Source organism: Flavobacterium anhuiense (genome assembly GCF_004151235.1).
GTDB classification, from domain to species: domain Bacteria; phylum Bacteroidota; class Bacteroidia; order Flavobacteriales; family Flavobacteriaceae; genus Flavobacterium; species Flavobacterium anhuiense_A.
Map to the genome: position 1 here is coordinate 21,616 of NZ_JUIV01000026.1, position 25,003 is coordinate 46,618.

At 35.3% G+C, this 25,003-nt stretch carries 17 protein-coding genes; 12 read left to right on the forward strand and 5 right to left on the reverse strand.

Annotated features, from left to right (window positions below; genetic code table 11):
• The first annotated feature begins 81 nt into the window (after positions 1-81).
• Positions 82-1,200, forward strand: coding sequence for a DNA polymerase III subunit beta (dnaN, locus tag NU08_RS20830; protein ID WP_008469033.1), 1,119 nt, complete (start codon positions 82-84; stop codon positions 1,198-1,200).
• Positions 1,201-1,606: 406 nt separating this feature from the next.
• On the forward strand, positions 1,607-2,236 hold the full coding sequence (locus NU08_RS20835; RefSeq protein ID WP_129748974.1) for a DsbA family protein: 630 nt from the start codon (positions 1,607-1,609) through the stop codon (positions 2,234-2,236).
• Between the two features lie 86 nt (positions 2,237-2,322).
• Here the strand turns inward: NU08_RS20835 and NU08_RS22560 are convergent, their stop codons facing one another.
• On the reverse strand, positions 2,323-2,454 hold the full coding sequence (locus tag NU08_RS22560; RefSeq protein WP_255596598.1) for a hypothetical protein: 132 nt from the start codon (positions 2,452-2,454) through the stop codon (positions 2,323-2,325).
• A gap of 225 nt (positions 2,455-2,679) precedes the next feature.
• On the opposite strand from NU08_RS22560, the gene NU08_RS20840 reads away from it, so the two are divergent.
• The 6 genes from NU08_RS20840 to pdeM are packed head-to-tail and all read left to right on the forward strand — an operon-like array spanning position 2,680 to position 9,210.
• Positions 2,680-2,997: a hypothetical protein gene (locus NU08_RS20840; RefSeq protein ID WP_129748975.1), complete on the forward strand. Its 318-nt coding sequence runs from the start codon at positions 2,680-2,682 to the stop codon at positions 2,995-2,997.
• Between the two features lie 17 nt (positions 2,998-3,014).
• The gene (locus NU08_RS20845; RefSeq protein ID WP_129748976.1) at positions 3,015-3,401 is read left to right on the forward strand and encodes a YidH family protein; all 387 of its coding nucleotides are present in this window, start codon (positions 3,015-3,017) and stop codon (positions 3,399-3,401) included.
• A gap of 44 nt (positions 3,402-3,445) precedes the next feature.
• Complete coding sequence (locus NU08_RS20850; RefSeq protein ID WP_129748977.1) at positions 3,446-4,456, forward strand: ligase-associated DNA damage response exonuclease; 1,011 nt, start codon at positions 3,446-3,448, stop codon at positions 4,454-4,456.
• A gap of 54 nt (positions 4,457-4,510) precedes the next feature.
• Positions 4,511-6,112, forward strand: a complete 1,602-nt coding sequence (locus NU08_RS20855) for an ATP-dependent DNA ligase (protein WP_129748978.1) — start codon at positions 4,511-4,513, stop codon at positions 6,110-6,112.
• Positions 6,112-8,571: a ligase-associated DNA damage response DEXH box helicase gene (locus tag NU08_RS20860; protein ID WP_129748979.1), complete on the forward strand. Its 2,460-nt coding sequence runs from the start codon at positions 6,112-6,114 to the stop codon at positions 8,569-8,571. Before NU08_RS20855 ends, NU08_RS20860 begins: the two co-directional genes overlap by 1 nt.
• Before the next feature lie 6 nt (positions 8,572-8,577).
• The gene (gene pdeM / locus NU08_RS20865) at positions 8,578-9,210 is read left to right on the forward strand and encodes a ligase-associated DNA damage response endonuclease PdeM (protein ID WP_129748980.1); all 633 of its coding nucleotides are present in this window, start codon (positions 8,578-8,580) and stop codon (positions 9,208-9,210) included.
• Positions 9,211-9,467: 257 nt separating this feature from the next.
• On the opposite strand, the gene NU08_RS20870 is transcribed toward pdeM, so the two are convergent.
• The 4 genes from NU08_RS20870 to NU08_RS20885 all read right to left on the reverse strand — a co-directional run bounded on the left by NU08_RS20870 (position 9,468) and on the right by NU08_RS20885 (position 15,807).
• Entirely contained in the window at positions 9,468-10,598 is a 1,131-nt protein-coding gene (locus tag NU08_RS20870; RefSeq protein ID WP_129748981.1) for an efflux RND transporter periplasmic adaptor subunit, read from the reverse strand.
• 1 nt (position 10,599) lies between these two features.
• Positions 10,600-14,976 (reverse strand): CusA/CzcA family heavy metal efflux RND transporter, encoded by a 4,377-nt coding sequence (locus NU08_RS20875; RefSeq protein ID WP_129748982.1) that lies wholly within the window; start codon positions 14,974-14,976, stop codon positions 10,600-10,602.
• Positions 14,977-15,057: 81 nt separating this feature from the next.
• Positions 15,058-15,318, reverse strand: coding sequence for a hypothetical protein (locus tag NU08_RS20880; protein WP_242502618.1), 261 nt, complete (start codon positions 15,316-15,318; stop codon positions 15,058-15,060).
• A 192-nt stretch (positions 15,319-15,510) separates the two neighbouring features.
• Positions 15,511-15,807, reverse strand: a complete 297-nt coding sequence (locus NU08_RS20885; protein ID WP_129748984.1) for a winged helix-turn-helix transcriptional regulator — start codon at positions 15,805-15,807, stop codon at positions 15,511-15,513.
• Between the two features lie 437 nt (positions 15,808-16,244).
• Here NU08_RS20885 and NU08_RS20890 point away from each other — a divergent pair, with 437 nt between their 5' ends.
• From NU08_RS20890 to NU08_RS20905, 4 genes are all read left to right on the forward strand, one after another.
• A complete protein-coding gene (locus NU08_RS20890) occupies positions 16,245-18,599 on the forward strand; it encodes a mechanosensitive ion channel family protein (RefSeq protein ID WP_129748985.1) in 2,355 nt (784 codons plus the stop codon).
• A gap of 232 nt (positions 18,600-18,831) precedes the next feature.
• A complete protein-coding gene (locus NU08_RS20895) occupies positions 18,832-19,422 on the forward strand; it encodes a phage tail protein (protein ID WP_242502619.1) in 591 nt (196 codons plus the stop codon).
• 51 nt (positions 19,423-19,473) lie between these two features.
• Positions 19,474-20,601, forward strand: a complete 1,128-nt coding sequence (locus NU08_RS20900; protein WP_129748986.1) for an ABC transporter substrate-binding protein — start codon at positions 19,474-19,476, stop codon at positions 20,599-20,601.
• A 14-nt stretch (positions 20,602-20,615) separates the two neighbouring features.
• Positions 20,616-25,003, forward strand: a 4,388-nt coding sequence (locus NU08_RS20905) for a beta strand repeat-containing protein (RefSeq protein WP_207214087.1), incomplete at its 3' end; no start/stop codon positions are given.

Here is a 25,003-nt window from a genome sequence, read left to right on the forward strand (position 1 = left end):
GGATAGTTTAAGATATATTTGTAATCCGTATATTTAGCCCTTTATTTGCTAAAGCATCCATCAAAAAATAAAATAAAACAGATGAAATTTATAGTATCGAGTTCGTACTTATTAAAACAATTACAAGTTTTAGGTAGTGTAATCAATAGCAACAATACGTTGCCAATTTTAGACAACTTTTTGTTTGAACTAAACAATAATGAGTTGACCGTTTCGGCTTCTGATCTTGAAACAACAATGTCGGCTACATTATCGATCGATTCTACAAGTAAAGGAAGTGTAGCTGTACCAGCTAAACTTTTACTTGAAATTTTAAAAACTTTCCCAGAACAGCCGTTAACTTTTACTGTTGAAGACAACAATACAGTAGAGATTAGCTCAAATTCAGGTAAGTATGCATTGGCTTACGCAGCAGGAGAAGAATTTCCTAAAGCAGTAAGTCTTGAAGATCCATCTGTAACGCTTGTTCCTGCAGAAGTTTTAGCAACTGCAGTAAGCAAAACTATTTTTGCAGCTGGAAACGATGACTTACGTCCAGTAATGTCTGGAGTTTTCTTCCAGTTCTCGCCAGAAGGATTAATTTTCGTAGCTACAGATGCTCATAAATTGGTAAAATATGCCCGTACAGATGTAAAAGCATCTCAAGTTGCGGATTTTATTATGCCTAAAAAACCTTTAAATATTTTGAAAAGTATTTTAGGAACTTCTGATGCTGAAGTGAAAATTGAATACAACGATTCAAATGCGACTTTCTCATTTGACAACTATATCTTAATGTGTCGTTTAATTGATGGAAAATACCCGAACTACGAAGCGGTAATTCCTAAAGAAAATCCGAACAAATTAATGATTGACCGTTCTTTATTCTTAAGTTCAGTTAAACGTGTTGCGATTTTCTCTAACAAAACTACACACCAAATTCGTTTAAAAATTGCTGGAGCAGAATTGAATGTATCAGCAGAAGACATCGATTACTCAAACAAAGCAGAAGAAAGATTGACTTGTGATTATCAAGGAGATGACTTGCAAATTGGTTTTAACTCACGTTTCCTGACAGAGATGCTGACTAACCTTCAATCTGACATGATTATGCTTGAAATGTCATTACCAAACAGAGCTGGTATTTTAACTCCAGTTGATGGTTTAGAAGAAGGAGAAACAGTTACTATGCTTGTAATGCCTGTAATGTTAAATAGTTAACATTAAAGTTTCTTTCTGTTACAGGGATATTTTTTAGTTTTAAATAAAAGATATATCATTGTAAAAAAAAAGATATCGCTATTAACCAACCATTTTTTATACCTAGAAACCGCAATTCCCATAAAGAGTTGCGGTTTTTTATTTGAGATTAGTTTTTGTTTCAAGTTTCAAGTTGATATACTAGATGTATAGTTTAACCGCACAGGTCGCTAAGATTTGTACTAGGTTCGCTAAGCTTTATGTAAAAACTTTGCGACTCCGCGACTTTGCGAGATTATCTCATTCAGCTTAAAAAAAACTTTGTGACCTTTGCGTAATCTTAGCGCACTTTGCGGTAAAAAAAACACAAATCATCTCAACATGAAACCTAAAACATGAAACAAACAATTTTCCGTATCTTTGCAATATGAAAATAGAAATTTGGTCGGACATCATGTGTCCGTTTTGTTATATCGGAAAAAGACAATTGGAAACTGCACTTGCTGTATTTCCCAATGATAATTTTGAAATTGAATGGAAAAGCTTTCAGCTGGATCCAACAATCACATCTCAGCCTGATGTGGACGTTTATACGTATTTAGCAGAAAGAAAAGGTATGTCGATTGAACAATCTAAAGAAATGCACAATGGCGTTGCAGAACGCGCTAAAAGTGTTGGCTTAGATTATAATTTTGATAAAGCAGTTATTTCAAATTCTTTAAATGCCCACAGAATTATTCAATTGGCAAAAACCAAAAATATAGGCGACAGAATGGAAGAGATTTTCTTTAAAGCTTATTTCACTGACGGAGAGGATTTAAATAACGGTCAAACCCTAATCAAATTAGGAATTGAAGCTGGTTTAGAAGAAAATGAAATTAGGGAAGTTTTAGAGAGTGAAGATTTATTTTTAGAAGAAATTCAATCAGACATTAAAGAAGCAGGTGAAATTGGCGTTCAAGGTGTTCCTTTCTTTGTATTTGATCGAAAATATGCGGTTTCTGGCGCTCAACCTGTAGAAACATTTGTAAAAACAATTCAAGAAGTTTTAAAGTAATTCCCATTCACAATAAAATTTAAAAGCGTGCTGTCTATAAATAAACAGCACGCTTTTATTATTTAGTCATTTAATGAACTAAAAAATTAATGTCCAGCTCTACCTTTTGAATCAGTTGATTTTGTAGTAGTGCTTTTTCCTCTAGAACCAGATGTTGATTTTTGAGTTTTTCCAGAATCTTTCATTCCAGATTTCGAATCTTTTCTTGAAGTTTCCATAATGTATAATTTTTTAAATTATTTATATATACAAAGTTGCAAAACACATAAGCAATTGGTTTACAGAATTATATTTCATTATTACAAAATAAGAATTAAGTTAAATTTATTGCATAATCAAATCATGTAAAAATCAATTTGAATCTTATAATTTTTTCAAGCATCTAATTTTCAAATTTGTATGTACCTTTTAAGAAAAGTATTTACTAATTTAAAATAGCAGCCATGAGAACAGAAACCGACAACAGAAAAACTGCAAGATTAAATGATTTTAAATGCAGTAAACCAGATCATATAGATACAGCACATGAAAACGAAGCAATGGATGAAGAGTTTACTTCGGGACAAAACCACGATACTCATTATCGCAATCAATGTGATCATTCAGAGAATTGCTATGAAATCATAGAAAGCGGACTAAATTTGGCTGAGGACAATACGCCCTATTCTTCTTATGATGATACAAATCCTTATAACAGTTATAATTTAGATAACGAAGATGATAAATATAACTGTCCTCCATACAGAAATTTTGAATACTAAAAAACTCCATAACAACTATGTCGCCAAAGAATGATCAGGAAATTATGAACGAATACTTGTCAAACGAAAGAACTTTGTTGGCATGGCTTCGTACAGGAATTGGAATAATGGTTTTCGGATTTGTCGCAGTAAAATTTTCATTATTTCTAAAACAGCTTCCTGCAAAATATCTTGCCGAAACTATACCGCCAAATAGCAATTTTACTATTTATTTAGGAATCGGTTTATTGATTGCTGGAGCTATGACTATTTTACTGGCCTATCTGCGTTATAGTCACACAGTCAAATTATTAAAAAAGGGAAAGTATCAATATTCAACTGCAATGCTTACCTTTATTACTATGATGCTGTTTGTATTGAGCATATCACTTATTGCCTATCTTATCATTGCAGCAAGTGCATAAAACAATTACATAATTGCCGAATTTTCTAATTATCCAATTAAAAAATGAATCAGCCATTACTTCAATTTAACGATAAAGGAATTTACTGCCAGCAGGCTGATGTCTATTTAGATCCTTGGCGTCCAGTAAAAAATGCCATTATTACACATGGCCATTCTGATCACGCGCGTTGGGGGCATCAAAATTACATCACACATTATTCAAATATTCCGATTATAAAACATCGTTTAGGGGAAATTAATGTTTCAGGAAAAAATTGGAATGAAACTTTTACGATAAATGGAGTGAAATTTTCTTTTCATCCTGCAGGCCATATTATTGGTTCTGCCCAAATAAGGGTTGAATACAAAGGTGAAATTTGGGTTTTCACTGGAGATTACAAAACAGAAGATGACGGAATTTCTGTCCCGTACGAAGTGGTAAAATGCCATTCTTTTATAACAGAATGCACCTTTGGCCTTCCCGCTTTTAAATGGGAACCGCAAGCTGATGTCATGACTGAAATTAATAATTGGTGGGCTGAGAATCATGCAGAAGGAAAAACATCTGTATTATTTGGATATTCTTTAGGAAAAGCACAACGATTACTAAAATATCTTGACCCAAGCATCGGTCAAATTTACACACATGGAGCAATAGAAAACATGACCAACATTGTCCGTTCGATGATTGATCTTCCTCCAACTATAAGAGTAACATCTGAAACTAAAAAAGAAGATTTACTTGGCAATATAGTAATTGCACCTCCAAGCGCGCACGGAAGCACTTGGATTAGAAAAATGACTCCTTTTGTGACCGGAACAGCAAGCGGCTGGATGGCTTTTCGCGGAGCCAGACGCAGACGCGCCGTTGACCGCGGATTTGTTTTAAGCGATCACTGTGATTGGACAGGTTTATTGGAAAGCATAAAAGCCACAGGAGCTGAAAAAGTAATCTGCACTCACGGATATTCAGACATATTTTCGAGATACTTAAGAGAATTAGGTTACGATGCCAGAACCGCAAACACACAATACGAAGGAGAAACGAATGATGTAAATAATGATGAATTGTGAATTGTAAATTATTAATGTCAAACTCATATCTAATAACTCAAAATTCATAATTAAATGAAAAACTTTGCCGAGCTTATAAAAACCTTAGATAGTTCTAATAAAACATCGGTAAAAGTTGATGCGCTGACTAATTATTTTCTAAAAGCAAGCGATGAAGATAAAGTCTGGACAATTGCCATACTTTCGCACCGTCGCCCTCCCCGACCTGTAAATACCACTTTATTACGTTTATGGGCAAACGAATTGGCCAATATTCCGCTTTGGCTTTTTGAAGAAAGTTATCATATTGTGGGCGATTTGGCAGAAACAATTGCGTTGGTTATTCCCACTACAAAAGAACATTCCGATAAAAGCTTGACCGAATTTTTACAGGAAATCATCGCTTTAAAAAAGAAAACTGATTCAGAGAAAAAAGAATACTTACAAACCAATTGGCTGAATTTAAATTATTATGAAAGATTCGTTTTCACTAAATTAATTACAGGCAGTTTTAGAATTGGTTTAAGTCAAAAGTTAATGACTCGAGCACTTTCTAAAGCTGAAAATATTGACGAAGATACGCTCGCTTATAAATTAATGGGCGATTGGAATCCGAATACAATTACATTTCAAGAATTGATTTTGGATGAAAGAAACAGTGATTATTTATCCAAACCTTATCCGTTTTATTTGGCTTATCCAATTGAAGGCGAACCGGAAAGTTTAGGAAATCCAGAAGACTGGAGTGCAGAACATAAATGGGACGGAATTCGGTCGCAGACTATTATTCGTGATAATGAAATCTATGTCTGGAGCCGTGGTGAAGAATTGGTAACCGATAAGTATCCTGAATTTCAATCTTTCATTGGAAATATTCCAGACGGAACTGTTATTGATGGCGAAATTCTTCCTTTCATAGACAATCAAATTGGGGCATTTAATGATTTGCAAACCCGAATTGGCCGTAAAAATGTATCAGCTTCTGTTTTAAAAAATACGCCTGTTATTATTAAAGCTTATGATTTATTGGAATGGCAGGGAAATGACATTCGAAATCTGCCTTACGAAAAACGCCGTACTTTATTAGAAGAATTATTTACGACTTTAATTGGAAAAGAAATTCCATTACAACTTTCAGAAAGATTTACTTTTTCTACTTGGGAAGATGTTATAAATGAAAGAATGAAATCGCGCGAAATGAAAAGTGAAGGTTTAATGCTCAAAAGAAAAGATTCTCCGTATTTGGTGGGAAGAAAGAAAGGCGATTGGTGGAAATGGAAAATCGAACCTTTAACCATAGACGCAGTCCTCACCTACGCCATGCGCGGACACGGAAGAAGATCCAATCTTTTTACCGATTATACTTTTGCACTTTGGCAGGAAAATGAAAATAATGAACGTGAACTAGTAACTTTCGCGAAAGCGTATTCTGGTTTAACCGATGCAGAATTTAGAATGGTAGATGATTTCATCAAAAAAAACACTTTAGAACGTTTTGGTCCAGTGAGAAGCGTGACTCCAAAATTGGTTTTTGAAATTGGTTTTGAAGGCATAGCGCTTTCCAAAAGACACAAAAGCGGAGTTGCAACACGTTTTCCGCGAATTTTAAGATGGCGACACGATAAAAAAATTGAAGACGCCAATTCGATAGAAGATTTAAAAAATATGATTTCATAATGAATAGAGAGCAGTTATTTAATATTGCCAATAATTGGTTTGAAAGTCAGGGATGGAAACCTTTTCCGTTTCAGACACAGACTTGGACTGCTTTTTTGCAGGGAAAAAATGGCTTGCTAAATGCTCCAACTGGAAGCGGAAAAACCTATGCGCTTTGGCTTCCTATCATTTTAAACTACATTAAAGAAAATCCGAATTACAAAACCAAGCACAATTCAGGATTAAAAGCCATTTGGATTACGCCTTTACGTTCTTTATCTGTTGAAATCAAACAAGCAGCCGAAAGAGTTCTAACCGATTTAGATATTCCAATGACAGTCGGGATTCGTTCTGGAGATACTTCATCTGCTGAACGAGCCAAGCAAAAAAACAAAATTCCAGATTTACTGATTACAACTCCTGAAAGTCTGCAATTGCTTTTGGCAACAAAAGGTTATGCAAGTATTTTTAAAAATTGCAGTTCAATAGTAATTGATGAATGGCACGAATTATTGGGAACAAAAAGAGGTGTTCAAGTAGAATTGGCATTATCGCGGCTCAAAACAATTGCTAAAAATATTCGAATTTGGGGAATCTCAGCTACAATTGGCAATTTACAACAAGCACAAGAAGTCTTGCTAGGAGTTGATTCTGAAGCCTTTCATAATTCTGTTTTAATCAAAGCGGTCATTAATAAAAAAATAAAAGTTGTTTCGATAATTCCAGAGAAAATGGATACGTATCCATGGCGCGGACACATGGGATTGCATTTGATTGATGAAGCAGCAAAAATTATAAAAGCCAGCAAAACGACACTTATTTTTACCAATGTTCGTTCTGCTTGCGAAATCTGGTATCAAAGATTATTAGAAAAATATCCTGAATTTGCAGGTGAAATGGCGATGCATCACGGAAGTATTGACAGAGAAACCAGACTTTGGGTAGAAAATGCCATTCGAAATGAAGAATTAAAAGTCGTGGTCTGCACTTCGAGTTTAGATTTGGGAGTTGACTTTGCTCCTGTCGAATCAATTATTCAAGTTGGCGGTCCAAAAGGCGTTGCTCGTTTTATGCAGCGTGCCGGACGAAGCGGACATCAGCCTGGAAAGGAAAGCGTTATTTATTTTCTTGCTACTCACGCTATTGAATTAATAGAAGCTTCTGCTTTGAAAAAAGCAGTTGAAAACAGTGTGATCGAAGATCGTGTTCCGTATTTGAATAGTTGGGATGTTTTGGTTCAATATTTAAACACTCTGGCAGTTTCTGACGGATTTTATCCAAATGAAATTTTAAAAGAAATTCAGGGAACTTTCAGTTATCAAACTATTAGCGACGAAAACTGGAATTGGGTTTTAAATTTTATTACTCAAGGAAGTCAGAGCTTACATGCCTATGATGAATTTAAAAAAGTTGAAATTGATGAAAACGGCTGTTACAAAATAAACAGCAGAATGATTGCCATGCACCACAGAATGCAGATTGGAACTATTGTTGGCGATGCTGTAATGAATGTAAAATATATGAGTGGCGGTTATATCGGAACGATTGAAGAATGGTTCATATCGAAACTAAAACCTGGAGATACTTTTATTTTTGCTGGAAAAAAACTGGAATTATTCAAAATCAGGAATATGCAGGTTCTGGTTAAAAAAGCGAGTCCAAAAAAAGAATCTAAAATCGCGAGCTGGATGGGTGGACGTTTGGCTTTATCTTCCCAAATGGGCGAATTGCTTCGAAAAGAATTGTATCGTGCCAATACAGATAATCTTTCGCCAGAATTAAAAGCTTTACAGCCTTTATTCAAAAGACAGCGAAAAGAATCTATTGTACCAAGTTCAGATGAATTTTTAATCGAAACTTTTAAGACCAGAGAAGGATTTCATTCTATTTTTTATCCGTTTGAAGGACGTTTTGTGCACGAGGCTTTAGCTAGTTTATTGGCATTTAGAATTAGTTTATTACAATCAATCACTTTTTCTTTGGCATATAATGATTACGGATTTGAATTGCTTTCGGATCAGGAAATAGATATCGAAGCCGTTTTAGACAATAATTTATTCTCAACCGAATATGTGCATCATGATTTGCAGAAAAGTCTAAATTCAACCGAAATGGCGCGAAGAAAGTTTAGAGATATTGCGGTAATTTCGGGATTAGTCTTTACCGGTTTTCCAGGAAAAATGGTTAAAACAAAACATTTGCAAAGTGGCTCTCAATTGTTATTTGAAGTCTTTAGAGATTTTGAGCCTGATAATTTATTATTGCATCAGGCGTATCGCGAAACCTTTGAACATCAATTAGAAGAAGGACGTTTGATTTTAGCATTAGAAAGAATTGCCAATCAGAAAATCATCTGGAAACAATGTTTGAAACCAACTCCATTTAGTTTTCCTATCATTACAGATCGATTGCGGGAAAAACTTTCTAGTGAAACTCTAGCAGAAAGAATTCAAAAAATGACAGCTTCTTACATGAAATAACAGCTTATGAAAATTGAAATCAAAAACGAAAATTTTATACTTCATCCAAGCGGAGCTGTTTATTGGGAATCCAAAAAAATGATTATCATTTCTGATGTGCATTTAGGAAAAGTAACGCATTTTAGAAAACACGGAATCGCAGTTCCGCAAAGTGCTGTTTCAGAAAATTTTAGGAAAATCACCGAGATTCTGGAATATTTCAAACCCGAAAAAATCATTTTTTTAGGAGATTTATTTCACAGCGTCAAAAACGCCGAATGGAATTTATTTGAAGAATGGATTTCCAATCATAATCAGGAAACTTATTTAGTGGAAGGAAATCACGATATAATCGACCAAAAACATTATTATGAAATTGGAATTCTTGTTGTTGACTCTCTAGAAATTGACCATTTTTTGTTTACGCATCATCCGACAGAAAAAGAAGATTTTTTTAATTTTTCTGGGCATATTCATCCTGGAATAATCTTGCGCGGATTAGGGCTTCAAAGTTTAAAACTGAAATGTTTTTTCCAAAAAAGCAACCAAATGATATTGCCTGCTTTTGGAGAATTTACAGGGAAATTTATTATGAAACCTGAATCAGATCATACTATTTTTGCTATTGCTGGAGATGAAATTATTTTGATAAATAATTAATTTCTATCATCAATAATCTCGTCGGTAGAAAAAAAACGTATTCGTTTGTGAGTGTCCTGTAGGGACACTTGATTATACATAAAAAGCAAATCATTAATTAATCAAACGTTCCTACGGAACGTAGAATCACAATTCATTTTTTTTCTACCGACGAAACATTCCGACGGAATGAATTATTTATTTAAATTAAAAAACCCAGTATAACTAAATTTACTGGGTTCTCATGTTTACTCTAAATTGCAATCAGAAATTAAACATTATTGTTCATCGTTATTCATGGCAGACATCAATAAAGTGTAAGCGTTTTTTATTACCACTTTAGAAGAACTAGAAATAACATCAGAGATAATCTGATTATATCCTTCGTTTTTAACTCCAGATTTCACTTCTACCATTTGAAACTGGTTATTGCCAAGTTCTGTAAATACATAAAATTTGCCTTCCCAACGCACAACAGCATCTTCTGGAACTGTCAGCGCTTTTTGATTTTCAACTTCAACTTCCGCATTTATAAATAAACCTGGCAGAAGAGCCGGATTGTATGCATTTACTTTACAGATAATTTCAGCCGCACGATCTCCGTTCAAACTTTGATTGATAAACGCAATTTTAGCTCCGTATTTCTTAGTGTCAGAAGCATTTGCATAAACCGTAACGTTCTGCCCAATCGAAAGAGAAGTAACATCTTTTTCGAATGCGTTTAAAGTTAAAACAATGTCTTTTTTATCGATTAGTTCAAAAAGCATATCAGTCGGATTTACATATTTTCCGATATTGACATTTACTTTGGAAACCAAACCATTAATAGGTGAAACTACTTTTATGGTTTTGCTAATATTGTTGGGATTTAATGTTTTAGCATTAATTCCTAATAAATTTAATTTTTGTTCTAACGAAGACATTGTAATTCGTTGAGTTCTCATTTCAGTAGTAATCTGCTCTAAAACCTTATCGCTTGCCGCTTTGTTTACATTCAATTCTTTCTGTCTTCTATGTTCATTTTGAGCCAATTCAAACTTTTCTTTTGCCATAAGATAATCCTGCTGCAATTCGATAAACTGCATATCTTCTAAAATGGCCAAAACCTGACCTTTCTGAACATTCATTCCCGCAATAAGATTTGTACTTTTTACATAACCTCCCAGCGGAATACTAATACTGATAACACTTTTTGGAGGAACCGTTACAGTTCCTTGAAGCTGTAAAATCTCTTTGACATTTTTCATAGTCGGATTACCGCTTTCTAGTCCAGCGTTTTTTACTTGCTCAGGACTTAATTTGATAATATCAATGCTTTTATTTTCAGCACTTTTAGTTTCCTCATTTTTCTTATTTCCGCAAGAAATTAGAAATATAGCGCCTATAAACGCTGCAATATATTTTTTCATTTTAGATGTTATTTAGATTTTGAAGTGTCACGACTGCTTTATTATAAGCGTTCAAAGCATCCAGATATTCACTTTTAATTGTAATGGCCTGATTTACTACCAAAACCCATTGCAAATAGTCAATATCACCGTTTTGCAATTGGCTGCTTGAAGCTTCGATAATCGTTTGAGCATTTTTCAATCCGTCCGTTTCATAATACGCCAAGCTTTCTTCGTATTTTTTCAGCTCGCGATCTGCATTTTCAATATTAGTTTTTACTTCTATTTTTAAAGCTTCAGACAACTCTGCATAACTTTCATATTCTGCCTTTGCTGCTCTTTTTCGTTCAGACTGACTTGTAAAAAAAACAGGGATTGAAAGTCCTGCATTTACATAATTAAATCTTTGTAAACTATCATAATAAACTTCCTGACCTGAAGTGTTAGTTTGAGTTCCGATAATACTTAAATTATTATAACCTAAAGTAATTTCTGGAAGCATTTTAGCATTTTCTGTTTTCCATCTCCATTTGGCAGATTCCGATTCAAATTGCGAACGCTGAACAGCAGGAAGATTTTCTGTCTTTAAATTTTCGATTGATGCTCGATTTAAAACTGCTTTTAGTTTTTGCTTTTTAGGAGTATGTTCAATTTTATCTTGAAGTATAGCATTAAACGAATTTAAAGCAATTTCGATATCTCTGTTTACCATTACCAATTGATTGCTGTAAAACTGTCTGGCAGATTGCGAAGCGCTTTTTTCTAAAACATTAGCCTCACCCGCTTTAAATCTCAAATCCGATTTCTTTTCCATGATTCTATAAATGGAATCAGCGTAAACCAAAAGTTCTTTTTTACTTTGAAGCCATAAATAATCATAATAAACATTTCTGACTCTGGTTTTAATTTCCTGAGAAGTCAGCTGAACTTCAGCTTTTGCTTTATTAAAATCGGCTTGAAATGCTTTTTTCTGATTGCTGTAAACGGTAGGAAAAGCAAAAGTTTGGCTAATTCCAAATCTCGTGTCTTTCTGTGCACTGTTAAACTGTCCGTAATCGGCATCGATTTGTGTCTGCGGAAGATTATATCCCGTTTTTTGCAAATGGCTTTTAGACTGTTCGTTTAATTTGGCCGATTTAATGGTTCTGTTGTTTTGAATCGCAATTGAAATCGATTCGTCTAGCGAAATTGGCAATTGCTGTGCATTTGCCATGCTACCAATAAAAAGAATGCTCAATAAAATGGTTAGATTGTTCATGTGTTTTTTTCTTTTTTTAGAAAATCCTTTTGCGTGATAAGTCATCAAATAAATAGCTGGAAGTACAAAAAGAGTTAAAAGTGTTGCTGTCACCAATCCACCGATTACGACTGTTGCCAGCGGACGCTGTACCTCTGCTCCTGCTCCGTTACTCAACGCCATCGGGAGAAATCCTAATGAAGCCACAGCAGCTGTCATTAAAACTGGACGTAATCTATTTTTGGTTCCTAATAAAATAATGTCAAAAGGATCTGTGATTTCTCCATGTTTTTGAATTCGGTTAAATTCGGATATTAATACAATTCCGTTTAAAACCGCTACACCAAAGAGTGCAATAAACCCAACTCCAGCCGAAATACTAAAAGGCATATCTCGTAAGAATAAGGCAAAAACACCTCCAATTGCAGAAAGCGGAATGGCTGTAAAAATGATAATTCCTTCTTTAAATGATCTGAAAGCAAAATATAATAAAGCGAAAATCATCAATAAAGCGGCTGGAACTGCAACTCCTAATCTCGCTTTTGCCTGTTGAAGGTTCTCAAAAGCTCCGCCATAAGTGATATAATATCCTGGATCAAATTTGATTTGTTTGTTTACCTTTTGCTGTAATTCTTCGACAATAGACTGCACGTCTCGTCCTCGAACGTTGAATCCTACGATGATTCTTCGTTTTGCATTCTCTCTCTGAATTTGGTTTGGACCTTCCACTTCATCTACTTTAGCAACTTGATAAAGCGGAATCTGCATTCCAGATGGCGTTGCAATCAAAAGATTTCGAACATCTTCAATTCCTTTTCTTCCATTGTCTTCAACACGAATTACCATATCAAAACGCTTTTCACCTTCGTAAATACTTCCAGCAACAGCACCTGCAAAAGCGGCGTTAATCGTTGCATTCACATCAGCAACACGCAAACCGTATTTCGCCATTTCTGCCCAATTGTAATCAATTACGATTTGAGGCATTCCCGTAACTTTTTCAACATAAAGATCGGCTGCGCCTTCAACGGTTTTACTAATTGCTCCTAATTTTTCAGCATATTCAGAAAGTTTCTCAAGATCTTCTCCGTAAATTTTACAAACCAAATCTTGTTTTGCTCCTGTCATTAATTCGTTAAAACGCATTTGAACAGGAAATTGAAATCCAGTTGTAACTCCTGGCGCAATTCGTTTAACTGTTTTAGTCATTTTATCAGCTAATTCAGAAAACGAAGAAGCGCTTGTCCATTCCGATTTGTCTTTTAGAACAATAATCATATCTCCACCTTCAATTGGCATTGGATCAGTTGGAATTTCTGCACTACCAATTCTCGAAACTACTTGTTGCACTTCTGGGTATTCTTTCTTTAATTCTTTAGAAATTTTCGTGATGGTTTCGGTAGTTGTAGAGAGATTCGTTCCCAAAAGCAAACGAGTTTCTACAGCAAAATCTCCTTCTTCTAATTGCGGAATAAATTCTCCTCCCATTCTTCCGAATAATAAAAGTGCTATTCCAAAAAGTACAAAGGCAGCAATTACAATTGCCTTTCTAATATCTAAAGCTTTAGTAAGCCAACCTTCATAAGCATTTTCTAATCTTTCCATGATACGATCCGAAAGATTCTTTTTATGGCTGATTTTTTTGCTTAAAAATAGAGCGCTGACCATTGGTACGTAAGTCAATGACAAAATGAAAGCTCCTAAAATGGCAAAAGCAACAGTCTGCGCCATTGGCTTGAACATTTTACCTTCAATTCCCTGCAACGAAAGAATTGGCAGATAAACAATCAATATGATGATTTGTCCAAAAACTGCAGCGTTCATCATTCGTGCGGCAGATCCTGTCACTTCTTTATCCATTTCTTCTTGCGAAATAGAATCTATTGCTTTGTATTTTTTTGAACTATGAAGATGGTGCAGAATGGCTTCCACAATAATAACGGCTCCGTCGACAATTAATCCGAAATCTAAGGCGCCAAGGCTCATTAGATTTCCGCTTACGCCAAAAGTATTCATCATAATGATAGCAAAAAGCATCGCCAGCGGGATAACTGAAGCCACGATAAAACCTGCTCTTAGATTTCCGAGGAATAAAACCAAAATAAGAACTACGATTAACGCCCCTTCAATTAAGTTTTTTTCGACAGTTCCAATGGCGTTGTCTACCATTTTTGTTCTGTCTAAAAATGGCTCAATTTTTAAACCTTCTGGAAGAATTTTTTCAATTTCGGCAATTTTGTCCTTTACGTTGACAATAACATTATTAGCATTTTCTCCTTTCAGCATCATAACAATTCCGCCGACAGATTCACCATATTCGTCTGTCGTCAATGCACCGTAACGAATTGCCGAAGAAATCTTAACATCAGCAACATCTTTTACTAAAATTGGAAGTCCGCCTTGTGTACTTTTAACCACAATGTTTTCAATATCTTCAATACTTTTAGCTAAACCAGTACTTCTAATATAAGATACTGTTGGTCCTTTCTCAATATAAGCTCCACCAGTGTTTTCGTTACTGCTGTTTAGAGCTGTAAAAACTTCGCTGATGGTTAGATTTTGAGCTTTCAATCTGGCAGGATTTACAGCAATCTCATACTGTTTCAATTTTCCGCCAAAAGTAGAAACATCAGCAATTCCTGCTGTTCCTAAAAGCTGTCTCCTGATTGTCCAATCTTGGATTGTTCTTAAATCTTCTAAAGAATATTTTTCTTCAAACCCTGGTTTTGGCTTTAAAACATATTGGTAAATTTCTCCTAAACCAGTGGTTACTGGAGCCATTTCTGGCCTGTTAGCATTTCGGTCTATTTCTACTTGCTGCAGTCTTTCGGTAATCTGCTGTCTTGCCCAATAGACGTCGGCATCGTCTTCAAAAACAACACTTACTAATGAAAGTCCGAATCTCGAAATACTTCTGCTCTCTTTAAGATGCGGAATATTGCTAATAGCTTGTTCAATTGGAAAAGTGATCAGTCTTTCTACATCTTCAGCTCCTAAAGATGGCGCTGTTGTGATAATTTGTACCTGATTATTAGTGATGTCTGGCACGGCATCAATTGGTAATTGAGTAACCTCATACACGCCGTAGACAATCCACAACAGTGTAAAGATTCCAATTGCCAGTTTGTTCTTAACTGAGAACTGAATTACTTTATTAAGCATAATGTATTAATTAAAAAATAATAGATAAGCGGCTGGAAAACGAAATTTTTCAGCTGCTTCAATAAAAATTTTAAAAAATAATTATGCGATTGGCGGTCTAAATAAGGATAGTAGATTTGGATCTGAAAAAAGATCTGATCTATAAGTAGGAATTTTTGATTGAGGCAATTCCAGATTAAAAGGAACTGGAAGCAAATCTTTGTCGTCTAAAATAAAAACAAAATGAAAAGCGCTGCTGCTGATTGTTTTAAAAGGAAGCTGCATATCGCGATCAGCATCATTGTCTTTCAAATCTTCTCCCCAATAGTGCATAGACAAGAAATCGATGAAAGTTAAGTCCATCAGTTTTTTATGTTCTTGATAATGCTCAATCAGTATTGGCAATTTGTAAAATTGCTGTACAAAACTACTGTTTGAAGCTATTAGAAAAATGAATATGTAGACAATTTGTTTTCGCACAATGCAAACTTAACCCAAATAATATAATTTTTCACTATGAAAAATAGTTTGAATATATCTTTTAACAATTTAGAATTATTGGGACAATCCTTCCAAATGCTGAAAAACAGGAATTAAAGCTTTTCCTTTTTCAGTCAAATTATATTCAATATGCAGTGGTTTTAGTTTAATTGTAATTTTTTCCAAAAGACCTTCTTCTTCCAGCTCTTTTAAAGCTGTAGCTAAAGATTGTTTGTTTGAACCTTGAATTTGACGTAGTAAGTTGTTAAATCGCAAAGGAGCTTCTACAGCGAGACGGAAAATTTCTGCTTTCCATTTTCCAGATAACATCTTCAATAGTCTTTGTGCTGGACAAGTTTCTTTTTCTTCCATAATTTTATCGGGTAGTCAAAAAAACTGACTTATTGTTTTGCAAAGTTTTCTAAATAAAATTTGTTGTAATTCTAAAGTAAAAATAGAAAATGAAAACCAAGAAACCTAGCTAAATGAGCTTTGAAGATCTTTAAAAATATAGAAAACGATTAAGACAACAATTAATTTTTTGATATTAATTGCCATCTTATCGCTAATTATTATTGTATTAATATTCCTCGCAAAAGGACTGTTAAGTTTAATGATATTTACTTTACCAATGGCTTTCTTATTGCCAAATCTACTTTCCTTAAAAAAATCCAGCAGGAAATTGCTTCACGAGATCCAGAATAGAAATACTAATAAATATTCAGTTATGGTTTTTAAATTTAATTTTTCTTAGCTAAAAGTCTATTAAAAAAATTAATTTTGAACTCACAATATAAGCCCCTTACATTATGATTATTAAAAAAAGTTTTTTTTATTTTCTTTCTTCATTTTTACTTCTTTTTTTCTCGCAAGTTAATTATGCTCAAGAGCAAAAACCTGTCAAACAAGAAAGTCGCGGAAGATTATTCAACGACACGACGGCTACAGATAGCGATTATTTAATGGCAATAGAGAAAGCTGGTGAAGTATTAGAATCTGCTTACAATGATATTGATTTTGCTGGTGATACCCGTCATCTTTTTGGCGACATGAAGCGCACAGAAAGCAAACTAGATTTAATTTTAGCCAGCTTAAAAGGAGCCAATCCAAATGTGCGAAATCAGCAAATGTACCGCATTGTTCTTCAGGAAATTCAGCAGGAATTGGAAGAACAAAATAAGGCCATCAATGACCGAAATCAAAATCTTGAAAACATAAAGAAACGTGTAATTGATCTGCGCAAAGACAAAACTTTAATTACTTTATTAAAAGACACTATTCGCCGCAAGCAATTCAAGAAAGAATTCGGAAATCTTAGAAAAAGATATGTTGCAACTGATAGCCTGATGACTCAAAATCAGACTACTTTAAACAATAAAAAAAGACTTACCGTACAGCGAAAAATCGCAGTTTCTAATGCTTTGGCAACTGTTGAAAGCAAACTGGAAAAATCTGGAATCAGCATTTTTAAGAAAGAATATCCGTCATTATGGCAAATTAACGACTCTGCCGCTAAAAAAAGGGTAACTCACAACATTAAAGCAAAGATTATAATTGAAGAAAATGTTGCGGCTTATTACTTAAGCTATAAAGCTGGCGGACTTATTACTTTGTGCTTCTTTATGGGACTTTTGTTTTGGTATATTTCCCGTAACATCAAATACCTTAAAACAAATGGTTATGCTGATAATCTTTTACTTTTAAATTTCAAATATTTAAATCGCGGTGCTTTACTTCCTGTTTTGGTTATTGCATTAAATATTGCTGTAGTTACCAATTTGTATGCTCCTGCTCTATTTTTAGAATTGATTCAGCTTTTCTTGCTTGGGGTTTTAATATTCCTTTTTAAAAATCAATGGTCAGGCGTTGCTATGAGAAACTGGCTTTTCCTTTTAGGATTATTTTTTGCGCTTTGCTTTTTGGATTTGTTTATCACCATCGGATTATTGCAACGTTTTGCGTTTGTAGCGATCAATATTTTAGGAATCCGTTACGGTTTAGTTCAAATCAAAACACTTAAAGAAGAACTTTATATAAAAGGCTTTTTTAAATGGGCAAGTATCATTTTTATTGGGCTAAATGTTTTGTCAATTCTTTATAATTTATTCGGAAGAGTTTCTCTTTCTAATATGTTAAGTCTTACAGCTTTTATATCGCTTACTCAAATTGTTGCTTTAAGCGTTCTTTTGAAGATTATTTTGGAAATTATTTTACTTCAAATTTATACCACTAGAGTAAAAAGAGGAATTGAAAAAATGTTTGATTACGAAAGTTTATCAGATACTTTGAAAAGACCTTTTATCATTGTGATTAGCTATATGTGGCTAATTGTAATTGCTTCTAATTTGAATATTTGGGAGTCGCTTCGTGCTGCTTTGACAAAACTATTAAGCCATCCAAATACAATCGGAAGTATTACCTTTACGCTGGGTAATATCGTTTTATTCTTTATTATTATCTGGGCTGCGCACTTATTGCAGAAATATGTTGCTTATTTCTTTGGTGAAATAGATGATGAAAATGAAGAAAACATCAATAAAAGGCAACATTCAAAATTACTTATTACACGATTGGTTGTCCTGATCAGCGGTTATCTAATTGCTGTTGCTGCGTCTGGTATGCCTTTAGATAAACTGAGTATTCTTTTAGGTGCTTTAGGTGTCGGTGTCGGACTTGGTCTTCAAAATATTGTCAACAATTTTGTATCGGGAATTATTTTGATTTTTGACAAACCAATTCAAGTTGGTGATGTGGTTGAAATTAGTTCAGAATCTGGCCGCATCAAATCAATGGGATTGCGAACAACTAAAATCAATGCTCCAAACGGTGCCGAAATCATTATTCCGAATGGTAACTTATTATCTCAAAATATTACCAATTGGACGTATACTGACAATTTCAAATTGGTTGAAATTACTTTTGAAATTAATGGAGAAACCATTCCAGAGGAAATTAATACGATAGTAAATGACACACTTTCCAACCTTCCGTTGGTAAACAATTCAAAACCATCACAAATATATTATAGCTCAATTTCTGATGGAAAATATAAACTCTTAATCAAGTTCTGGTGTAGTATTTACAGAACCGAAGAAACCATAAGTTCCGCAAGACAAGAGCTTTATCTAAGCTTCAAAAATAAAGGCTTGACATTCTCAAGTTAAAACACAGAAAAAGGCAGTAAAGAATTACTGCCTTTTTTATTGCCCAAAACATTTTTCTTTGAGTCAAAATATTGAACTTATTTTCTTACTTTTAAGGTATTGTGTTAAATAATAGCACTTTAGTAAAAAACACGTATAAACCCGTGTACCCATAATTTAGTTATAAAGTAATTTAGCATTGTAGTAAAAACACGATCAAAACTAATACTAACTTATTAAATCTAAAAAAATTATGATGGAAGTATACATGGGAACTATTTTATCTTTCGCATTTAACTACCCTCCTGCTGGGTGGGCTGCTTGCAATGGACAAATTATGTCAATTTCTCAAAATTCAGCTCTTTTTGCACTACTTGGAACAACTTATGGAGGCAACGGCGTTTCTACGTTCGGCCTTCCTGATCTAAGAGGAAGAAGCCCTATCCATTTCGGACAAGGGCTTGGCCTAAGTCCTGTCGTAATAGGAGAAAGAGCAGGTACTGAAAATACAACCTTAACAACGGCAAACATACCAGCTCACGTACATGCTCTAACAGGTGGTACTGCAACGGTAGCGATAACTGCAACCACTATAACTGGTGGTACAATTACCAATGAAACTGATAATGGAAGTAACTCTTTCGCTTCAGGCGGTTCGACACCAAGCATCTACAGCGAACCAGGAGGAAGTGGAACTGATAAAATTGGAGGCCTTACTGGAACAGCTACACTTGGCGGTACAACAGCAATAACAGGAAGTACTATTCCTTTTAGCATACGGGATCCATACCTTGCTGTAAACATGTGTATTGCCCTAAATGGAATTTTTCCTTCCAGAAATTAAATCAATTTAATAATAGAGGCAATTTTTGCCTCTATTTTTTAATCTCATTTTATGGATAAGCAAATTAAAATCGGAATTTTAATTCCAAAGTCTCAACAGTATCCTTCATTAGACAGAGATTTTATAAGAGGTTTAAAACTTAACAATATCAATGTAAAACTTTTTGTAGAAAGTATTGGTATTGGTGCAGATGACAAGTTAATAATCGATAAAATACAAAAACTTAATTTTCAGGAAGATGTTTCAATTATAATTGGTTTTCTTGGACATCATAATATGTCTGAGGTTTATAAATATGCTTCTAATAACGATATTTTATTGCTTGTTGCAGATTTGGGAGCTACAGCTCCTTATCAGTCTGCATACAAGGGCATATATATAAACTCTTTGGGACTAACTGAATCTTGCTATCATTTAGGCAGATATTTTTCAGACAAAAAATATAAAATAGCCACTTCTACATCATTTTATGATTCGGGATATGGGATTCTTCATGCTTTAGAATATGCTTTTAAAGAACAAAATCATTTTACAGGGCATTACATCACTCCTTTTAATCCAAGAGAAAATGAAGCCTCTTATATGGATGAAATTATAAATGCACAACAGCCTGATGCTGTTTTTGCTTTTTATAGTGGTCTATATGCAGAAGAAAATGCCGATTTTATGAAACAAAATAAAATCACTCAAAAATATCCCTTTTATGTAACGCCTTTTTTTATCAATGATAAAATTTTAGATGCATATAAAAATAATCCTCATGAGCTTTATGTAGTGAGTACGTGGATGCAGGACGATACTGATGCAACAGATTTCAGTTCAAATTATAAAGAAGTTTATTCTGAAAGTCCTTCTCTATTTTCAATCTTAGGTTATGAAAACGGACTGATATTAAAGCATATGCTTTTAAATGCTGCTAATTTAAAAACGAGCTCTTTAATTGAAGCAATTCATAAATTGAATATTGACGGCCCGAGAGGCACTATCCGATTTGATGAGGATACCAACAGGACATTATTCGATCATTATATATACCAATTAAACTTGGATTCTTTTAATACTATTAGCTTTAAAAAAATTGGAACATTGATAAACGATGGGGATTTTGTTAAGGCTTTTGCCTCATTATCAAAACCTGAGCATCTAGGAGGCTGGGACAATGCTTATCTATGTCATTAACTAAATTGTATGTTATGAAAAAAAAATTACTCTTATTTTTAATGCTCTTTTGTATCTTCTTTGTACACGAAAATATAAAAGCGCAATCTTTAGAACGAGGCGATATAGCCTTTATTGGTTATCAAACCGGAACTTCTACTGATGGATTCACCTTTATAACTTTAAAAGAAATACCTTCTGGTACATTAATTTATTTTACAGATAAAGGATGGGGCAATGGAACTTGGATTGTCAATACTGAATCTCATTTATTATGGACTGTCCCAATTAATACACCTGCTGGAACTATTATAAGTGTACTTGAAACTAGTGCAACAAGTAATACTTTTGCTGTGACAGGTACCCAACAAAGTTCTATAACTATGCCAATACCTGGAGGAGGATTTAATCTTTCTGGTGGAGATCAAATATTGGCTTATCAATCTTCTACTGGTGCAGAACCAGCAGCGCCATTTTTTATTGCTGGAGTACACGGAGATTACAATTCTATGAAATATGACACTTCAACTTGGAATACAGTATCAGGAGCTACAGGAGGTCCTGAGAGCGTGATACCTCCAGGTTTAACTAATGGTTTAAATTGTATTTCTTTATTTCCTGCGCCTGGTCCTGAATATCCAAATGCAAAATATACTGGCACTTTAACAGGAACTAAAACTAGCTTGCTATCAAGCATTAACAATCCTACAAACTGGGTTAATGATAATAATGATGTTCCAGATTTATCCGTTCTCAATATACTGCCAACCGATTATACAACACCAAATATTTCAACCGTGGTTGTACCCTCAGTAACCACCACAGCTCCCGTAACAAACTATGGAGCTTTAACCGCTACATTAGCAGGTTCAAATACTGACGGTGGTGACACAGTACTAAGCAGAGGTATTGTCTGGTCTCTTATGCCAAATCCTGTTATCGGCGATTCGAATGTAACAAATTTGTCAGCAAGTATAGGTACTGGCTCCTTTACTGTAAATGCGACTTTTCTTCCATCGGGTACTACTATACATTATAGAGCTTATGCCTCGAATTCGGCTGGAACCGCTTATGGCACTCCTGCATCATTTATGACTAATGCACCCTTATCTGCTACACAGTCACAAAAAAATGCTTGCAATGGCGTTAATAACGGAACCGCGACAGTAACTCCTTCAGGAGGAAAAGCTCCTTACACTTATGCATGGTCTACTGGTTCGACTGCAGCAACAATAACAGGTTTAATGCCTTCTAATTATTCGGTTAATATAACAGATAGCGAAGGAACTATGACATCCAAAACTTTTACTATAGGACAAGACTCGGCTATACAAGGGCCATATACTGTTACTAATGTATCTTGCTTTGGAGGAAATAACGGAACTATAGATCTTACTCCTACAGGAGGCAGCGGATCTTATACCTATAACTGGGGAGGCGGAATAACAACACAGGATAGAACAAATCTTGCTGCTGGCTCTTATTCTGTTACTATTACCGATTCTAACAATTGTAGCGTGGTCGTAAGTAATATTGCGGTTGTCCAGCCTGCAGCGGCGGTAAGCGGAACAACAGTTATAACTAATGTATTGTGTAATGGAGCAAATACTGGAGCTATAAATCTTACTCCAACTGGAGGTACTGGACCTTATACTTTCTTATGGAATGACGGAGTAACAAGTGAGGACAGAACAGGAATTACAGCTGGCACATATTCAGTTACAATTACAGATTCTAAAAGTTGTTCAGCAACTATAAACAGCATTGAGGTAACTCAACCTTCTCCAATTTCTGGTTCTATAGTTCCTACTCATATTGCTTGTTTTGGAGGAAATACAGGAGCTATAAACCTTACTCCTAGCGGAGGTGTGGGTCCATATACTATTGCATGGAGCGATGGACCAACTACAGAAGACAGAACAGGACTTACAGCAGGTACTTATACCGTGACCATAACTGATTCTAATTCATGCTCAAAAACATTACCTAGTTTTACAATCAATCAGCCATCTGCTCTTGGAGGCACTACAGTCGTAACTGATGCTTCATGTTTTGGAGGATCTAATGGTACCATTAACCTAACTCCTACGGGGGGTGTTAGCCCTTATACTTTCAACTGGGTAGGTGGCGCATCTACCGAAGATAGAACTGGACTTATTGCAGGCACTTATGCCGTTACTATTACGGATGCCAATGGCTGTACGGCAACAATAAGCAATATTGCAGTAGGTCAACCTGCTGCACCCCTTGATGGCACAGTAACTGTAACTCCTATACTTTGTAATGGCAGCAATACAGGAGCCATAAACCTTACGCCAACTGGCGGTACGGCACCTTATACATTTGACTGGGGTGGCGGAGTAACTACTGAAGACAGAACAGGACTTGCAGCAGGCACTTATTCAGTTACTATTACTGACAATCATGGTTGCACTAAAACAATATCTGGCATACAAGTATCACAACCTGCAACTATTGCCACCACAACTGCCATAACACACATAGCTTGTAATGGTGCAGCAACAGGAGCAATAAACATTACGCCATCTGGAGGTGTTGGACCTTATACTTTCTTATGGAATGACGGAGTAACAAGTGAGGACAGAACAGGACTTACAGCTGGCACTTATTCAGTTACAATTACTGATAATAGCTCGTGCAGTAAAACTTTCAACAATATTGCAGTTACGCAACCTTCAGCACTTTCAGGAAATGTATCAGTCAATGATGTTTCTTGTTATGGAGGGGCAAACGGTTCTATTGGTCTTACCGTTACAGGAGGTGTTTCTCCCTACACCTATAGCTGGACTGGTGGAGTAACATCACAAAACAGATCTGGACTTACGGCAGGTACATACTCTGTTACCATTACCGATAGCAATTCTTGTACTAAAACTATTAGTGATATTCTTGTAAGTCAGCCTCCCGCACTTACCATAACCCCTAGCCATAACGATGTTTCTTGCAATGGAGGATCGAATGGCTCAGCTTCTGTAACTGTTACAGGTGGCACTGGTGCTTACACTTATAACTGGAGTACTGGAGCCCATGGCACATCAATAAGTGGTCTTATGGCTGGTAATTATACTATAACCGTAATTGATGAGAATAATTGCCAAAATTCGCATACTTTTGAAATTACACAACCTACAGTTTTAAACGCAACACAATCTCAAACAGAAGTTTTATGTAATGGCGGAGCAACAGGAACTGCTACAGTTACAGCATCAGGTGGGGCTGGAAATTATACCTACTTATGGTCGCCATCTGGAGGAACTGCAGCCACAGCTACTGGGCTTACTGCCGACACATACACATGCGTAATTACGGATGCAAATGGCTGTTCCATTACCAAAACATTTGTTATAGGTCAACCTTCAGTTTTAGGCGCTACTACCTCGCAGACAAATGCAACTTGTTCTGCGGGTGGAGATGCTTCTGTAATACCATTTGGCGGTGTTGGTAATTATAGTTATTTATGGACACCAGGAGGTGCTACCACGCAAAATATTACCAACTTGGCAGCAGGCAATTACAGCTGCCTCATTACAGATGGAAATGGATGTACAGTCACTAAAAACTTTATCATCAATACAACTAATACACTAGTAGCTGCTACTTATCAAGTTAATGTGCTATGCAATGGATCCAACACTGGTTCTGCTTCAGTTATTCCTTCAGGAGCCGCTGGACCGTTTACTTATAGTTGGTCTCCTTCTGGAGGTTCTTCTGACACTGCAAACAACCTTATTGCAGGAAACTATTCTGTAACAATCACTGCTAGCAATGGATGCTCTATTATAAAAAACTTTACAATCACTGAGCCATCAGCTATTGTAATAACACCAGGCGCTAAAACAAATGTTAGCTGCAATGGCGGAAACAATGGTTCTGCAAGTGTTTCTGTAATTGGAGGAACTGGCGGCTATACCTATTCATGGGATACAACACCTGCTCAAACAACAGCTACTGCAACTGGTCTTAAAGCAGGAACGTACACCGTAACAGTAAAAGATGCTAACTCTTGCACTAAAACACAAAGTGTTACCATAACAGAACCTGATGCACTTATTGCTACACCATCTCAAACTGATGTTTCTTGTAATGGCGGTTCAAACGGATCTGCAACAGTAAATGTAACTGGAGGAACAGGAACTTATACATACTCTTGGTCTCCTTCTGGGGGAACTGCCGCAACTGCTTCTGGTTTACCGGCAGGAACATATACAGTTACTGTCAAAGATGCCAACCTATGTCAAACTACGGCAAGCGTAACTATTACTGAACCTTCTGTTCTTACAGCAACAATAGCCAAAACAGACGTTTTATGCAATCAGGCAAATAACGGAACAGCAACTGTAACTGCTTCTGGAGGAACTGGAACTTATACCTATTCTTGGTCACCATCTGGAGGAACTGCCGC

Coding starts and splice junctions, on each gene's coding strand:
- dnaN (WP_008469033.1), top strand. CDS start 82: ATGAAATTTATAGTATCGAGTTCGTACTTATTAAAACAATTACAAGTT.
- NU08_RS20835 (WP_129748974.1), top strand. CDS start 1,607: ATGAAAATAGAAATTTGGTCGGACATCATGTGTCCGTTTTGTTATATC.
- NU08_RS22560 (WP_255596598.1), bottom strand. CDS start 2,454: ATGGAAACTTCAAGAAAAGATTCGAAATCTGGAATGAAAGATTCTGGA.
- NU08_RS20840 (WP_129748975.1), top strand. CDS start 2,680: ATGAGAACAGAAACCGACAACAGAAAAACTGCAAGATTAAATGATTTT.
- NU08_RS20845 (WP_129748976.1), top strand. CDS start 3,015: ATGTCGCCAAAGAATGATCAGGAAATTATGAACGAATACTTGTCAAAC.
- NU08_RS20850 (WP_129748977.1), top strand. CDS start 3,446: ATGAATCAGCCATTACTTCAATTTAACGATAAAGGAATTTACTGCCAG.
- NU08_RS20855 (WP_129748978.1), top strand. CDS start 4,511: ATGAAAAACTTTGCCGAGCTTATAAAAACCTTAGATAGTTCTAATAAA.
- NU08_RS20860 (WP_129748979.1), top strand. CDS start 6,112: ATGAATAGAGAGCAGTTATTTAATATTGCCAATAATTGGTTTGAAAGT.
- pdeM (WP_129748980.1), top strand. CDS start 8,578: ATGAAAATTGAAATCAAAAACGAAAATTTTATACTTCATCCAAGCGGA.
- NU08_RS20870 (WP_129748981.1), bottom strand. CDS start 10,598: ATGAAAAAATATATTGCAGCGTTTATAGGCGCTATATTTCTAATTTCT.
- NU08_RS20875 (WP_129748982.1), bottom strand. CDS start 14,976: ATGCTTAATAAAGTAATTCAGTTCTCAGTTAAGAACAAACTGGCAATT.
- NU08_RS20880 (WP_242502618.1), bottom strand. CDS start 15,318: ATGGACTTAACTTTCATCGATTTCTTGTCTATGCACTATTGGGGAGAA.
- NU08_RS20885 (WP_129748984.1), bottom strand. CDS start 15,807: ATGGAAGAAAAAGAAACTTGTCCAGCACAAAGACTATTGAAGATGTTA.
- NU08_RS20890 (WP_129748985.1), top strand. CDS start 16,245: ATGATTATTAAAAAAAGTTTTTTTTATTTTCTTTCTTCATTTTTACTT.
- NU08_RS20895 (WP_242502619.1), top strand. CDS start 18,832: ATGATGGAAGTATACATGGGAACTATTTTATCTTTCGCATTTAACTAC.
- NU08_RS20900 (WP_129748986.1), top strand. CDS start 19,474: ATGGATAAGCAAATTAAAATCGGAATTTTAATTCCAAAGTCTCAACAG.